The organism is Pseudomonas sp. B2021, from assembly GCF_018135665.1.
Classification (GTDB): Bacteria; Pseudomonadota; Gammaproteobacteria; order Pseudomonadales; family Pseudomonadaceae; genus Aquipseudomonas; species Aquipseudomonas lactis.
This window is the reverse complement of the sequence record NZ_SMOF01000001.1, coordinates 3,345,707-3,360,891: the sequence shown is the minus strand read 5'-3', so window position 1 is coordinate 3,360,891 and position 15,185 is coordinate 3,345,707. Positions and strand designations below refer to the sequence as shown.

Below are 15,185 nucleotides of genomic sequence, written 5' to 3'. Positions count from 1 at the left end.
CCTTAACCGCGTGGAGTCGCGACGCTTGCGAGCTTGGGCGCGGGTTTTTCCGGCGCCATTTGCTCCAGGTTGCTGGCTTCAAGCGCTTGTCGTTGTTGGGCCAAGGCGGCGAGGGTTTCCTTGCTGGCCATCGGGATGGTTTCCGGCGCGACCGGCGAGCCTGGGCGCACACGTTGCAGGCCCTTGACGATCACGGTGTCGTCCTTGGTCAGCCCACTGCGCACGATGCGTAAACCTTCGATTTTCGGCCCCAGTTCCACCGCGCGATAAGCCGGCTTGTCGCCGTCCATCACCAGTACGAATTTCTTGCCCAGGTCGGTGCCGACCGCTTCGTCATTGATCAACACGGCCGAATAGGTGCCGCTGCCGACCAGCTTCAAGCGCGCATACAGGCCAGGGGTGTATTCGCCCTTGCTGTTGTCGAACACCGCACGGCCACGGATGGTGCCAGTGGCCGGGTTGACCTGGTTGTCGACGAAGTTCATCTGGCCCAGGTGCGGGTTGCCGGTTTCGTTGGACAGCCCCAGGTACACAGGGGTGGTTGCGCCACGCCGGCCTTCGCGGGCCAGTTCGGTGTACTTGAGGAACACGCGCTCATCGGCGTCGAAGTAGGCGTAGACCTTATCGGTGGAGACCACGCTGGTGAGTGCAGTGGTATCGGCGGTCACCAGGTTGCCGGCGGTGATTTCGGCACGGCTGACGCGGCCACTGATGGGCGAGGTCACGCGGGTGAAGCTCAGGTTCAGCTTGGCCAGGTCCAACTGCGCCTGGATCCCGGCCATGGCCGCGCGGGCTTCCTGGGCGGCGGTGGTGCGCGAGTCAGCCAGTTCGGCGGAGATCGCATTGCTCTGGCGCAGGCGCTCGCCACGTTGCGCTTCGTTTTCACTGCGGGTGGCGGCGGCTTTCGTTTGTGCAAGCTGGGCTTCGAGGCGGCGCACTTCGGCCTGGAACGGGCGAGGGTCGATCTGGAACAGCAGGTCGCCTTTCTTTACCAGCGCGCCTTCGGTGAACGCCACCTGGTCAATCTGGCCGGACACTCGCGGACGAATCTGCACGGTTTCCGGCGCTTCAAGGCGCCCGGTGAACTCGTCCCATTCGTTGACCGGTTGTTCTAACACCTTGGCCACGCTGACCTTGGCAGGAGGCATGGCGGCCGCTTGTTCCGGGGACTTGCCGCACGCGCTCATCACCACCACGGCCAAGATCGCCAAGGGGAAGCGCAAATGTTTAAGTGACTGTTCCATGAGGTGCATCCGCCAATGTATTTGAGATGGGCGGATCATGCGCGGGGAGGTGCTAGGTCACGAATCGAATGAAGCAAAGGTAACTATCATTCGGAATGATATAAGCGCGGAGTCAGCCCTCTAGCATGGGGGTTTTGTTAGGGAGCTATCAATGTGATTGATGACAAAAGACTGTTGCTCAGGGTGCAAGGAACTTTCCCAGCAACGCGAGGGCGCATCACGGCGCCTCAAACGCCTCGCCCAGAAAGTCGATCAAGGACCGCACCGACGGCATCAGCCCACGCCTGGAAGGGAACACGGCGGTGATCACGCCTTCAGCGGGTTGCCATTCAGGCAATACGGCAATCAGGCGGCCATCGGCCAGTTCGTCTTTCACGACGACCTGCGGTAGGTTGGCGATGCCCACGCCCGCCAGTGCTGCGTTTTTCAGGGTGGACATGTCATCACTGACCAGGCGTGGCGTGTGTACTACCTGCGCCGTGGCGCCGTCCGGCCCGGTCAGGTCCCACAGGTACTGAAGCAACGGGTTGCCCCAATGGATAGTCGCCAGCCCGGCAAGGTCAGCTGGTAGCGAGGGCAGGGGAGCACCCTGCAAAAAAGTCGCGCTCGCCACCAGCACCTGAGGACTTTTAGCCAATACCTTCATGACCAGCTCACTGCTTTCCAGCGGCGGGAAACACAGGTTCAAGGCCATGTCATAGCCTTCGCTGATGATGTCGACCTTGCGGTTGAAACTCTTCACGTTCAGTTCGACGCTGGCGCATTGCGCCATGAATTGGGCCAGCATCGGCGCCACCCAATAGTTGAGCAGCGCAGTGGTGCAGCTCAAGCGGATCACGCCGCGCGGCTCTGATTTGTTGAAAGCAATCACATCTTCGGCCGACTCGGCCTCGGCAATCATCGCCACGCAGTGGCGGTAGTAGGCCTGGCCGATATCGGTGACTTGGAACTGGCGCGTCGAGCGCTGTATCAGTCGTGCCCCCAGCCTGGCTTCAAGCTGGCTGACTCTGCGGCTCAAGGTCGATTTGGGCAGGTTCAGCGCACGGCCCGCCGCCGCAAAGCCGCCGTGCTCGACCACCTTGGCGTAGAGGAAGAGTTCGTTGAGGTCGAACATGGGCAGTGTTCCATTTTTGAGATGCCCAAGCTTAATCCAAATCAGCCCTCACGTTGAGCGAATGTCAGCGCACTACTGACCAGTGCGTCAGTTCAGCGTATGACTGATATCCCGCAGGCGCGCGTCGCTCAGGTTGCCGGTGGAGGCCAACAGGTGCAACTGGGCCATCAGGATCGCATAACGTTGTTGGGCCAGGCGTTGCTGGGTATCGGTGACTTTCTGTTGGGCATCCAGTACATCGGTGTTGATACGCGAGCCGGCTTCGAAGCCGTGGGTCACGGCGCCAAGGTTGATCTGGCTGGAGTTCAAGGCCTGCTTGAGTGCCTGATATTGGCTCATGCCGTTGGTGACTTGCAGGTAGGCCTGACGTGCCCATGCGGGCCAGGTGCGCCTGGTCGGAGAAACCGCCGTCGGCAGCGTCGTCTGACTTAATGTCAGATAAATCCAGTATGTTGTGGCTAAGACGTACATTTTGGTGACTAAGGCCCTAACTCAGGGAGTTATCGGCTTGATAGGCGTTGCTGCTAATTCTATAATTTTGGGCACTAACTGGCGCAACAAGGGATAAGTACAGGTTATGTTGGATTTAAGCTTCAGCAAGCCGAGCGAAGTCGTCAAGCGCCTCTGTGATCGCTTGCGCACAGAGCGCTTGGCGCTGGACATGACACAAGCCGAACTGGCCGGGCGCGCTGGCATTGGCACCAACACCGTGTCCAACCTTGAAGCCGGGCGAAATGTGGGGTTCGAGAACGTCGTTCGGGTGGCCATAGCGCTTGGCCGAACCAAGGAGCTCGAAGGCCTGTTTCTGCCTAAGCTAGACAGCATCGAGGATATTCGGCGCTACGAAAACAGCGCCAATCGTCTGCGCACAAAGAGGAAGCCCGGCAATGCTTGAGCAGGTAAATGTCTTCTACGAAGGCTGGGGCGAGCGATGGCAATGGGGCTCGCTGGTCTCCACCACCGCCTTGACCGGTCGCCCGCTGATCGTGTTCGAGTACAGTAACGAAGCCAGACAAAAGGGTTTGGAACTGTGCTCATACATGCTGCCGTTGGAGGGGGCTCAGTTGCGTAGAGATTTTCCAGACCACCAACTGCATTTGCCAGGGCCTATCTACGATGCGTTGCCGGATGGCTGGGGCATGTTGTTGATGGACCGCATGTTCAGGCGCCGCGGGCTCACCACGGCGCGCATCGGACCACTGGAGCGGCTGGCGTACATCGGTAGCAACGCGATGGGCGCCGTGACGTTTGAGCCCGTGGCGCCCGAAGGGCAGGCGTCTGAAGCCCACATCCCGCTGGAACAGCTTGCCGCCCAGGTGCAGCAAGTACTCCACGGAGACGGGGGCGAGTTCCTGCACACGTTGCTGCTGGTGGGTGGCTCGCCTCAAGGAGCACGGCCCAAGGCCCTCGTGTATCGCGACCCCGTAACCGGTGGTTTTACCACCGCCGTCACGCCAGGCTTTGAAGCGTGGTTGATCAAGTTCCCTGCCAAAGAAGAGCATGCCGAGGTATGTGCCATCGAAATGGTCTACGCCGAATGCCTGCGCTTGTGCGGTATAGACACCCCCGACACGCAGTACTTCAGTCTGCCTGATGGGTTGGCAGCGTTTGCCAGTAAGCGATTTGACCGACGCGATGGTCTGCGCGTCCCGATGCAAAGCCTCGCGGCGTTTACGGGCGCCAATTACCGCTCCCCGGGAGTGCTGGACTACGTCAACTTCCTGCGGGCAACGCAGATGTGTACAAATGACGTGCGCGAGATGGCGCGGGCCTTCGAACGTGCCGTCTTCAATGTGGCGTTCAACAACAGAGACGATCACCCCAAGAACTTTGCCTACATCATGTCGCAAGGCGGTCAGTGGAGATTATCGCCGGCTTACGACGTGACCTTCTGCGAGGGGCCAGGTGGTTATCACCAGATGGATGTGATGGGAGAAGCCCTGTCGATTTCCCGCACACAACTGCTTCGACTCGCCGAGGAGGCCGAGGTGCCACCGGACTTGGCTGGCAGCATGATTGATGGCATTTGCGAGGTGGCGCGCCGGTTTTCGGCGATCGCTGAGAACTTATACCCTCAGGATATTACGCGAGACACCTTGCGCCTGATTCAGGGCCGCATTGATGAGAACGTAGCTCGGCTAGTTCAGGGACGAGCGGGGCGAGAGGCGTCAGGCTGAACAGTCGGAGCAACGCCTGCTAGAGGTTATTCGCGTCGTCAGAAACATTTTTGGCGGGGCTCTGGTGTTCAAAATTCGAAAAACCGCTATATGCATAGGTATCTACACAACTTCGGCATGACGCCGAGCCTGTGGCGAGGGAGCTTGCTCCCGCGACGGCCTGACAGCCGACACCTACCTGACACCCTAACGATCCAACTGTGGGAGCTGGCTTGCCTGCGAAGACGGCCTCACAGTCGACACCGTTACACTGAGTACATATCCATTCCTGCGGTAACGGCCACTTAGGGTTCCGCTCTGACAGCGGCTCACTTTTGAAAAGAGCCCAAAAGTAAGCAAAAGGCTCTTGCCCTACTACTCGGCACCTCGCTTGGGCTCGGTGTGCCCGTAATCCGCCAGCGTGGTTTAACGGGGCGCTTAAGATCAAGATCAAAAGCAGATCAAGAGCGGCTCGCTTCGCGTCGTGGTTACCGTTGGGTGTAGTCACTCAAGGTAGGGAATTAATGGCCTTTATGACCGCATCGGCGATGGTCTTTGTAATAAGCCGACGCTGACGGTGATCAATCTTTGGGCTCAGCCATGTGGGCAGGCTGTTCAGCACGGGCAGAATCGCCGTGAGCGCGCCCTCGCGCAACGGCCCGCCGGGCTGATGGCCCAGTTGGCCGACCACCTTCATGAGTTCCGACTCATAGGCTAGCCTCAATCGCTCAACGCTCGCTTGCATCGGGGCGCCCAGGCAGTTGGCGTCCATGACCGCCAACTTGAAGTGCCCGGTCATCTGTTCATGCAATTGAAGATGGCCTTCGATCAGCTTTGCCAGGCGTTGCGCGGCCGTCAATCTACGGGTGTTGATCCGATCGACGTGCGACAACAGCGCCTGATACAGCTCTGTCAGCCACTCAAACAGCATGGCTTCCTTGCTCTCTACATGGTGATAAATCGCGCCCGGGCTGATGCCAACATGCGCGGCCAATTCGCGCATGCTGACCTGGCTGAAACTACGCTCCTTGAACAGCTCCAGGGCTCTGCGCTGGAACTCCGAGCGGCTGAGCGGGGGAGCCATACGCCCGTGAGTCATGTGTCGAGTGCCTGCTGTTTGGCAATTTCCTGGTTGCGCAGAATGAACCGCTGCAACTTGCCACTGGGGGTCTTGGGCAGTTGCTCAACGAACTCGATTTCCCGTGGGTATGCATGCGCAGCCAGGCGCTGTCGGACATGCAGGCGCAAGACTTCCGCCAACTCGACACTGGGCAGGTACTCACGGTTGAGCACGACAAACGCTTTGATCAGCTCGGTACGTTGCGGGTCGGGTTTGCCGATCACCGCGGTTTCGACCACTGCCGGATGTTCGATGAGCGCGCTCTCTACATCGAAAGGCCCCACGCGGTAGCCGGACGTGGTGATCACATCGTCGTTACGGCCGACAAAGCTGATACTGCCGTCCTCATTGAGCTCCACGATATCGCCGCTCAAGTAGTAACGGCCCACAAACGCCTTGGTGGGCATGTGAAGGTAGCCATTGAACCAGCACAGGGGCGAGCGCTCGCGATCCACCGCCAGTACGCCCGGCTGGCCTGTCGGTAATTCCCGCTGCGCATCGTCCAGCACGACAATCCGGTACCCCGGCACCGCATAACCGGCAGAACCCTCACGTACCTGATGGCGTAACCCATGGTGATTGCATAACACCATGCCGATTTCGGTTTGGCCGTAATGGTCGTGAATGACCACGCCGAGCTGTTCGGCGAACCAACGGATGACTTGCGGGTTGAGCGGTTCGCCGGCGCTGCTGACGATACGCAGTTGGCCACGCACCGCGTCGGCGAACTCGGCCCCGGCATCTATCAGCAGGCGAAAGGCCGTAGGCGAGCCGGCCAGGTTGCTGATCCCGTACTTGGCGATAATCCGGCTGGTGCTTTGCACGGTGAAAGGGCCGTCATGGAACAGCGTGGCCCGGCCGCATGCCAGTGGCCCGGTCACGGCGTAATACAAGCCATAGGCCCAGCCGGGGTCGGCGAGGTTCCAGAAACGGTCGTCTTCGCGCAGGTCGATTGAATCGCGCATATAACTTTTGAAGGCTAGGATGGCGCTCACAGGCACCTCCAGCGGCTTGGCCGGCCCTGTGGTGCCCGAGGTGCACATCAGCAGGAACGGCGCACGGGCGTCCAGCAGCTCAGGTGTGCAGTCGGGTTGTTGATGCTCCAGCACATCCCAAAACGCGTAGTCGCTGGGGCGCTGTGAGGTGGCGTCGGTCACGATGACGTGGGGGCAGTCGAGGAGCTCGTCCAGCTTGGGACGGTTGTGGGCGTCGGTCACGATCCAGCGCGCGTTGGAACAGTCCAGTCGCTGTTCAATGGCCTTGGGACCGAATGCGGTAAAGAGCGGTTGGTAGACCGCCCCGATGCGCCAGGTTCCCAGGATGGCGATCACCAGTTCAACCGTGCGTGGCATCAGGCCGGCGACCCGATCCCCCGGCTGCACGCCATGGGCTCGCAGGAAGTTGCCGAAGCGCGCCGCGTGCGCCTGCAGTTCGCTGAAGGTGTACTGCGTGGCGCGGCCATCGCGCGTTTCGCAATACAACGCCACGGCATTGCCATGGGCGTGCCGGTCGCAGCATTCAATGCAGGCATTCAAGGCGCCGAGTTCGCCGTGCAAGTCCTGGGCAGCCAGCTGTAGATAATCGAAGGAAGAGACTGCTGAGTCGTAATCGCGCATAACGTACCTGATTATTATTGTTGGAATATGACCTGTGCCCACGCAGGCTGCGCGGGCGCCTGGATGTCGCTAGTGGTCCATCATCTGGGCCGCTTGCTGGGTCGCGTGGCTGGTCCGCGTGGCCAGCTTACGCACTTCATCGGCGACCACCGCAAACCCGCGACCGGCTTCGCCAGCTCGCGCCGCTTCAATGGCGGCATTCAATGCCAACAGGTTGGTCTGGCTGGCAATGCCCTGAATGGTGGCGACAATCTGCGTCAGCTTGGTGAGGGTTTCCTGCATCACTTGGTGTTGTTGCGCCTGCGCCTCGCGCATCGCACTTTCTTCATGGTGGGCATGGATATCGGTGATGGCACCCACCACCCGTTGCGGCGAGCCGTCCGGTGCGCGGCGGGTTTGCCCCCGGCCGCGAAACCAACGGTGAGTGCCATTGGTGTGTTTGAGTCGATACTCCACATCGAATGGGGTCTTGCCGCTGCGGTCGTCCACATGGGCGACGAACGCGCCGATGGCTCGTGCGCTATCCTCGGGATGCAAGCGCGAGGTCCAGCTTTCCAGGGTGTTGGGGAACTCTTCCACCGTGTTGCAGCCCAGCAGCCGGCGCATCTGCGAAGACCACCAAATGGTATTGTTCGGGTTCGCCGGGTCGCCGGCCACCACCTCGATATCCCAGAGCCCGTCGTGCAGCATTTCTCGGGAAATGTCGAAACGTGTGGCCGCCAGTTCGAGCGCCTCGTGGTGCAGGTACTGTTCATGAATGTCACGCACGGTTCCCCCCATGGCAAGCGCTGTGCCCTGCGCATCGCGTCGGGCGGCTCCGCTGATCCGGCACCAGCGATAGTCATTGCCGAGTGCCGACTTCATCCGCACGTCGAGCGCAAAGGCCGTACGCCCGCTGCGATCGGCAAGGTGCCGGGCGAGCGCCTTCCGATGCGCTGGCTGGTCATCCGGATGCAGTTGTTCGCTCCAGCCGCCAAACTGGTCAATCGCCTGGGCCAGGTTCGACGCAGACCCCGTCCACGTCATCGCAGCACCCGGTGCGGGGGCGGCGGCGCCATCCAGTTCCAGCTCCCAGAACCGTTCACCTGCACCCTGTGTGATCAGGGTCCAGCGCGCCTCCCACTGCCGCACCAGCTGGTCACGGCGGGCCAGGCGCTCCTCCAACTGGCGGATTTCCAACGTCAGCGCGCGGGACTGCTCTTTGAGGGTTCGCCGTTCTTGCAGCAGTTGTTCGACGCTTGCCAGGATGCGGCGTAACAACGGGTGGCTTGACGACAGCGGTGTGCCTGGCTGGTCAGGCTGCTCCAGTCGGTCGGCGAGCGGCGCCAATACGCAGCGGGTGGTTCGGTTGAAAAAGAGCATGGGGCACCTCTACCTCGGTCAAATAGGGTCAGCCTGCAAGGACGGCGTCGGCGCCGATAAGGCCTGAGAGTCAAAGATTGCTGCCCCCGGCAGGGCTTGCCAGGCCGAGGGGCCGGCGGCGATTTCCTGAGTACTCAGCAGGCAGTTGTCGAGTGCGCGCTGCAGCGCTTGGGTGTCCAGGCCCTGGCCGATAAAGACCAGCTCCTGCCGGCAATCGCCGACAATGCTGTCCCACTTGGCCATGATGCTCTGCAACCGATATTCATCCTGCGGCCATTGCGACTGCTCGATGAAGTTCCACCAGTGCCCGACGTAGTCCCACTGGAACTGCCTGCCGCTTTGCACCAGCAGGCCGGTTTCCAAGTGCCTGCTGGCGAGCCAGAAGTAACCTTTGCTGCGCAACAGGCGCCCGTTGTGCCAGGGCTGCTGGAGAAAATCGAGCAATCGCTGCGGGTGAAACGGGGCACGCTCGCGGTACACCCAGGAGGTCACGCCATAGGTGTCCGACTCAGAGGCCGGCGTGTCGTCGGCCTGCATTTTTTTCATCCAGCCGGGCGAGGCCGCGAGGCTAGGTAAATCAAACAGGTGGGTACCGAGTATTGCGGATAACTCCACGTTACCCTGAGCCATCGGCATGATCCGCGCGCTCGGGTTAAGGCCGGCGAGGATCGCGTGCACGGCCTGGTAGCCGGGCTCGTCGATCAGGTCCAGTTTGTTGACGAGAATGACGTTGGCGTATTCCACTTGCTCGATCAGCAGGTCGGTCAGATGGCGCGTGGGTGCGTCGTCGCGGGCCACGATGCCCGGCGATTCGAGCAATGCTTCAAAGCGACTGCCATCGACCACCGTCACCAAGGTGTCAAGCCGCGCCAGTTCGCTGAGGCTGAAGCCCTGCGCGTCGAGGAAGGCGAACGTCTCGGCTACCGGCATCGGCTCGGAGATCCCCGTGGACTCAATCAGCAAGTAGTCGAAACGTTGCTGGCGTGCCAGGGCGCTGATCTGCTCGAGCAAGTCGGCGCGCAGCGTGCAGCAGATGCAGCCATTGCTCATCTCGATCAACTCATCGCGGCCCCGGTGCAGCGCCACGTCGCGCTGCACCTGCTCGGCATCGATGTTGATCTCGCTCATATCATTGACGATGACCGCCACGCGCAGGCCGTCGCGATTGCGCAGGATATGGTTGAGCAGGGTGGTTTTGCCGGCGCCGAGGAAGCCGGAAAGCACCGTCACCGGCAGTCGGCCTGTCAGGGCGCCGTCCATCATGCGTTCACCGTGCCATCGGCGTGGTCCAGGTAGCTTTCGAACAGGTCGACCACCACGAAGCCATCATCTGCTGCGTCGCCCCAGAGATCTTTCACGCGAAACTCGACGTGATAGGTCGGCTGATGCGCCGCGCTCAGATCACCGTGGCCGATCGCGTCAGGGAAGGGCCACTTTTGCGCGGTGCGGTGCACCACCACGCCTTCTTTGCCGCGTACGTAGGCCGGCATGCGGGTATGCCCCGCCACATACTCGTTGCGCACCACCACCCGGTCGCCCACTTCAAAGGGCGGGCGGCCGCTGATCGCCGGGCGCCCGCTGGCATGCGCGGGGTTCGCCAGCTTGAAGTGCGAACCCAGGGCCTGGTCGAGTTCCGCCTGGGTGATCACTCCGGTTTCGACCAGCAGGGTGGCGGTGGCGATGACATAGCGTTCGTAGTATTGGGTACCGACATGTTGGCGCACATCCAGGCGCTCGACGGCGTGGCGCACTTCGTCCACGCTGAACTTTTTCAAGTGATCGGCGCCGACAAACATCAGGCTGTAGGCCAGGTGCTCCCAGTCCTGCTTGAACACGGGTTGGTAGCTCAGGCTGTTGATGGTGTGAGGGACTTTGCCAAAGCCTTGAAACCCACCGAGATCGTGAAAGCCATCCATTGTGAATACCTCTGAAAAGTGCAAAAAACAAAGGGCACCGGTTACGCCACCTAAGGCAGCGCCACGCCGATAAGGACATCCTTGGTGATCAGTTTTCGCAGGGCCTCTTCATCCATCGATTCGCTGCCCTTGGGCCGTACAGGCAGCACCAGATAGCGGGTTTCGGCGCTGGTGTCCCAGACCTTGACGATGACGTCGGCCGGCAGCTCGGTGCCCAGTTCCCGCAGCACGGTGCGCCCTTCGCGCACCAGTCGGGCGCGGAACTCGAAGCCCTTGTACCACTCCGGCGGCAAGCCCAGGACAGGCCAGTTGGTGCAGGAGCACAGGCTGCACACAATCACGTTTTTCACGCTGGGCGTGTCTGGCAGCGCAACAATGTATTCACCCTGCGGGCCGGTATAGCCAAATTGGGCGCACGCCGCGGTGCCGTCTTTGAGCAGCAGTTCGCGAAACTGCGGGTCTACCCAGGCCTTGGCCACCACCCGAGCCCCGTTCTCCGGGCTCCATTGGTGTGCCATCAGCTGTGTCATGTGTTCGATGTAACCGTCGGGGATCAGATCCTTCTGCTTGAGCACTTGCAGTAACGCTTGCGCGCGTTCGCCCGGTGTAGATGTGCTTGCTTCGTGTGCGCTCATAAGTTGACTCCTCATCGTTGAGCTTCTGGGCAGCGCCTGGCGGCTTATTCTTTTTGCGCTGCGCGGGACTACCGGCTAACAGTTTTTCCAGTCAACCGACGCCTCGAACGCTGCGGCAGCCTGGTAAATCGTGCCTTCGGCATAGTGCTTGCCGACCAGCATCAGCCCGACAGGTAGACCGTCTACCAGGCCGCAGGGAATCGACATGGCCGGATGGCCGGTGATGTCCTGGGCGCAGGCATTGCCGATCATTTCCAGCGCACGGGCCACGTACTCGGTAACCGAGCAACCCGGCTGCGGGTGGGGCTGGGCGACGATCGGCACGGTGGGCATCACCAGCAGGTCATAGCGCGCCAACGCGGCGTCATACCCGGCGCGTGCCACGCGCCTGAGGTTTTGTGCCTTGGCGTAGAACCGCCCGTTGTAGCGCTCCAGACCGTATTGCCCGACGAACATGCACAGCTTGAGAGAGGCGGACAGCTCATTGGCCTGATCGCGCCACCCGGCTTGCTGGTCCAGCAAACCGAGGTCATACAGCCCTTGCCAGTTAAAACCGGCCCCATTGCCGTGCATCATCTGCATCATCAAACCTTCACAGCCGATGGGGTGCCACAGCGAACCGGCAATGCTGTGCTCAGGCACCGACACCTCCTCGACCTGCGCGCCCAGCCGCGCAAACGCTGCAATGGCTTGGCGTACGCACGAGTCCACACGCGGGTCTTGGTTGGCCAGTTCAAAACCTTCGCGCAGGATGCCGATCCTCAGCCCGCTGACACCGCGCTCCAGGTAATCGCTGTAAGCGTCGACCTGCGGCGCGGCTTGTCGCGGATCAAGCCCATCGGCGCCGGCCATGACCTCCAGCATCAAGGCGTTGTCGCGTACGTTTGCGGTGATGGGGCCGGCGTGATCGATAGTCGCCTCGATGGCCATGATGCCGGTGTAGGGCACCAGGCCGTGGGTCGGCTTCATGCCGTAAGTGCCGCAGAAGGCGGAAGGGATGCGGATTGACCCGCCCTGGTCACCGCCGACAGCCAGGTCGACCTCGCCGGCGGCAACCAGCGCTGCGCTGCCGGAAGACGAACCACCCGAGGCAAACCCTTGGCGATAGGGGTTGTGCACCGGTGCAGGATCGGAAGTGTGGCTGCCGCCGGACAGGCAGTAGTGTTCGCACGTTGCCTTGCCGAGAATAGTCGCGCCGGCATCCAGCAAGCGGGTGACAACCGTGGCATCGAAGGCGGGGACGAAGCCTTCAAGCGGCTTGGCACCATTCATCATGGGCACGCCAGCCAGTGAAATATTGTCTTTGAGGGCGACCGTTTTACCTGCGAGCTTGCCTTCGCGCGCACCGTTGACTTCGGTGCGGAAGTACCAGGCGTTGAGCGGGTTGTGTGCGGCCGAGGGACGGTAGCCTGAGCTGCGTTCATAACGCACCGGCGGGATGAAGTCCGGCAGCTCGTCAACCAGGTCATAGGCGTCGAAGCTTGCCTGCATAAGTGCCAGGTATTCATCGGCTTGCTGCGCACTGAGTTGCATGTGCAGGCTGCTCGAAATAGCCAATAGCTGTTCAAGGGTGGGGCGAGCGATTGCCATGGTTGGCTGTCCTTATCGTAAATGGCCGAAGAGCACTGCATGCTCACTATCAGCGGGCCTGGGGCTCAAGATAGTCCGCGCATCCAGGCGGTGGCTTGGTTGAGAAAGACATCGACTTGGCTGAGCGGGACACCTTGGCGCCAGGGGCGCGCGGTCGCAGTTTCTGGCGTTAAAAAATGTGCGCGTAACGCAGGTTCATGCGGAAGTCTTCGCGGGTGCCGTTGTCCACCGAGAGGTCTTTGCCCAATTGCAGTTGCACCTGGTCGGTGGGGGTGACGAATTTGGTGGCGGTGAGACGCACGTTGGTGGTGCCCAACTCGTTGTCTTGATTGACATGCTCGATGTTTGTCTCGCCTCCCCAGGTACGCCCCAAGCCGATAGCAAAGGTGGTGGTGGCGTCCGGCATGTAACGGCCCATGATCTGCGCTGCGTAGGACACGTCCTGCTTCAGGCGGTCGGCATTTGCACCGTAATCGGTGTTGTCGCCATACCAGGTCGCGCCGCCGACCAGGTCCATCGCCCATTTCTCTGTGAAGTGCTTGACGTAGGCACTCTGCAGTTCGAATTTCCAGCGATTCTCCCCGAGATTGAGCGCATCGTCCTTGTCATACGTGCCCGAAGGCACATACACATAGGGGGCGATACTGAGGGTGTCGCGGGCTTCGTTGAACCGCCATTTCACCGGCGCGGTGAGGATCAAGTCGCCCACGCCGCGAGTACTGCCCAGTGCTGAGGCGTCACCTGCGCCGGAGACGTGGCCGAAAGGCAAAAGGAATTGCGGGTCGATGGTGACCGTGTCGCTGAGGGCATACACATGGAGCAGACGCAGGATGCCCACGTCCGAGGTCACCCTGAAGTCAGAGCTGGCCTTGTGGCCGTTGGCGTAAGCCGAGTCCGTAGTGGCGTGCTGGTAATAAATCGCCCCGATAGTGGCGCCGATCGGATATTGCTCGTAGTCGCCAGGCGCGACTTCACCCGCGTTCGCGTGGAGGGCGGGCAACAGGGTGGAGAGGGTCAGCAGGCGGATCTTATTCATCGTTTATTCCTCGCACAGGGGACCGGGCCACCTGTGAAAGGTGGCAAGGCGGCAGAAGCTGGGGGGGTTAAACGCCTAGGGCGCTCAGGCTGTGGGCGGCAGGGCGTCGCGCAACATGCCGGTTTGCGGGTGACAGTTGATGTACTCGAAGACCTGGCTTTTGGCGTCGGATACGGACACCTCGTGGTACAGCCTCAACTTCTTCAAGCCCGCGGCCACGCGAAAGAACGTCACGAAAATACGCAGGTGGGTCGGGTGGGATTCGGCCCAGCGTTCGAGTTTCTCCACTGAGCGCCAGTGACCGATGTTGTAGCTCAGGTCGAGAACGTTGCCGTCCAGGTCGATATTGCGCACGAACCTGTTGCTGTAGCAGCCCAACGGCTGGCCGTTGTCACGCAGGAAGTCCATGCCGTCCTGCAACGTCGGTAAAATTTCGTCGAGATAGAGCGAGCGTTCCAATGCCTCGGCATCCGCCCAGTCCTGGCCGGAACGAATCAGTGTGAGGTTGTCGTGCCCCAGCACCACCACGCGTCCGCCCTTGGCTGGGTCGCCCGCGACCACTTGCAGCTCGCTCGTGGGCTTCATCCAGTCGGTCTGGGAGATGGGGAAACGGTCGCGCATCGAGCCCCAGTAGCCGTGTTCTTCGATCTCGCCACTGGTGGCATCCATGACTGCGCCAACACCCGGCAGGTTCTCCTGGAAGGCGTACAGCGTCTCGAACTGCTCGGCGCGCGGCGCGGTGATTTCGCGGAAGTAACCCAGGCCTTCACCCAGGCGATCCGGCGAACTCCACCAGTCATTCACCTGGGGTGAACGCAACCAGCGGCAATGGGCGGCAGGGTCTTTCCAGTACCCGACCACGATCAGATTATCAAAGCCGCTGCTGTCAGTGTGCTGAGTCAAATCGTAGTTCTGCGGGCCGTCGACCTGGCTGAAACTGCCGACGATGTGACGCATCGCCTGCAATGCAGCCTTGCGCTGGGCATCGCCTTGATACTGCACGCCCAGATAAGCCATCACCACTTGTTGCAGCTGCTCGTCAGCGCGCGCCACCCACATCGGGAACGGCGGTTGATACTCCTCGGGCACGCGGCGGGACAGGGTGCGTGGGCATTTGAGATGTGTGTCGATTGCAGATTCCATCTTGAGCTCCTCGTTATTTTGGTTCAGGCCTACGGGGGGGCGTCAGCGCGTCGGCGGCAGGGTGCGCTTGGCGACCTGCCGTCGGTGCAGCAGCTGCATGGTTCCCCATTCAATCAACCAATAAGCCGACTCCTCAGGCGCGAGGTCGCGCCGTTGCAGAAGCCATGAACAATCAGCCAATCGTGGTGAAGAATGTCGATGCATGGCGTACCTCATCAGCGGGGTATGAGCTGCTGTGAGGTGGAAATTAGGC

General features: G+C 61.1%; 15 protein-coding genes. 2 read left to right on the top strand and 13 right to left on the bottom strand.

Annotated features, from left to right (window positions below):
• Positions 1–2 precede the first annotated feature (2 nt).
• From mexE to E1K68_RS14980, 3 genes are all read right to left on the bottom strand, one after another.
• On the bottom strand, positions 3–1,244 hold the full coding sequence (mexE, locus tag E1K68_RS14990) for a multidrug efflux RND transporter periplasmic adaptor subunit MexE (protein WP_003191088.1): 1,242 nt from the start codon (positions 1,242–1,244) through the stop codon (positions 3–5).
• Positions 1,245–1,461: 217 nt separating this feature from the next.
• On the bottom strand, positions 1,462–2,358 hold the full coding sequence (locus tag E1K68_RS14985) for a LysR substrate-binding domain-containing protein (protein WP_003191089.1): 897 nt from the start codon (positions 2,356–2,358) through the stop codon (positions 1,462–1,464).
• An 87-nt stretch (positions 2,359–2,445) separates the two neighbouring features.
• Complete coding sequence (locus E1K68_RS14980; RefSeq protein ID WP_275959718.1) at positions 2,446–2,829, bottom strand: TolC family protein; 384 nt, start codon at positions 2,827–2,829, stop codon at positions 2,446–2,448.
• A 106-nt stretch (positions 2,830–2,935) separates the two neighbouring features.
• Between E1K68_RS14980 and E1K68_RS14975 the strand changes: the two genes are divergently transcribed.
• Positions 2,936–3,253, top strand: coding sequence for a helix-turn-helix transcriptional regulator (locus E1K68_RS14975; protein ID WP_003191097.1), 318 nt, complete (start codon positions 2,936–2,938; stop codon positions 3,251–3,253).
• Positions 3,246–4,535: a type II toxin-antitoxin system HipA family toxin gene (locus tag E1K68_RS14970; RefSeq protein WP_212614337.1), complete on the top strand. Its 1,290-nt coding sequence runs from the start codon at positions 3,246–3,248 to the stop codon at positions 4,533–4,535. Before E1K68_RS14975 ends, E1K68_RS14970 begins: the two co-directional genes overlap by 8 nt.
• A 487-nt stretch (positions 4,536–5,022) precedes the next feature.
• Here E1K68_RS14970 and E1K68_RS14965 read toward each other — a convergent pair whose 3' ends face one another.
• From E1K68_RS14965 to E1K68_RS14920, 10 genes are all read right to left on the bottom strand, one after another.
• Positions 5,023–5,598 carry a TetR/AcrR family transcriptional regulator gene (locus E1K68_RS14965; RefSeq protein ID WP_003191099.1) on the bottom strand — a complete coding sequence of 192 codons (576 nt, stop codon included), beginning with the start codon at positions 5,596–5,598 and terminating at the stop codon, positions 5,023–5,025.
• An 11-nt stretch (positions 5,599–5,609) separates the two neighbouring features.
• Positions 5,610–7,250, bottom strand: a complete 1,641-nt coding sequence (locus E1K68_RS14960; protein WP_212614336.1) for an AMP-binding protein — start codon at positions 7,248–7,250, stop codon at positions 5,610–5,612.
• 69 nt (positions 7,251–7,319) lie between these two features.
• Positions 7,320–8,612, bottom strand: a complete 1,293-nt coding sequence (locus E1K68_RS28070) for a PAS domain-containing protein (protein ID WP_212614335.1) — start codon at positions 8,610–8,612, stop codon at positions 7,320–7,322.
• Positions 8,613–8,630: 18 nt separating this feature from the next.
• Positions 8,631–9,875: a GTP-binding protein gene (locus E1K68_RS14950; RefSeq protein ID WP_003191102.1), complete on the bottom strand. Its 1,245-nt coding sequence runs from the start codon at positions 9,873–9,875 to the stop codon at positions 8,631–8,633.
• Positions 9,872–10,528: a nitrile hydratase subunit beta gene (gene nthB / locus E1K68_RS14945; protein ID WP_003191103.1), complete on the bottom strand. Its 657-nt coding sequence runs from the start codon at positions 10,526–10,528 to the stop codon at positions 9,872–9,874. The genes E1K68_RS14950 and nthB overlap by 4 nt, the downstream gene beginning before the upstream one ends.
• Positions 10,529–10,578: 50 nt before the next feature.
• Positions 10,579–11,163, bottom strand: a complete 585-nt coding sequence (nthA, locus tag E1K68_RS14940) for a nitrile hydratase subunit alpha (protein ID WP_169911992.1) — start codon at positions 11,161–11,163, stop codon at positions 10,579–10,581.
• 75 nt (positions 11,164–11,238) lie between these two features.
• A complete protein-coding gene (locus E1K68_RS14935; RefSeq protein WP_003191105.1) occupies positions 11,239–12,753 on the bottom strand; it encodes an amidase in 1,515 nt (504 codons plus the stop codon).
• A gap of 169 nt (positions 12,754–12,922) precedes the next feature.
• Positions 12,923–13,789: a transporter gene (locus E1K68_RS14930; RefSeq protein ID WP_003191106.1), complete on the bottom strand. Its 867-nt coding sequence runs from the start codon at positions 13,787–13,789 to the stop codon at positions 12,923–12,925.
• A gap of 84 nt (positions 13,790–13,873) precedes the next feature.
• Positions 13,874–14,932, bottom strand: a complete 1,059-nt coding sequence (locus tag E1K68_RS14925; RefSeq protein ID WP_212614334.1) for a phenylacetaldoxime dehydratase family protein — start codon at positions 14,930–14,932, stop codon at positions 13,874–13,876.
• Between the two features lie 42 nt (positions 14,933–14,974).
• A partial coding sequence (locus E1K68_RS14920; RefSeq protein WP_212614936.1) for a hypothetical protein occupies positions 14,975–15,185 on the bottom strand: 211 nt, incomplete at its 5' end.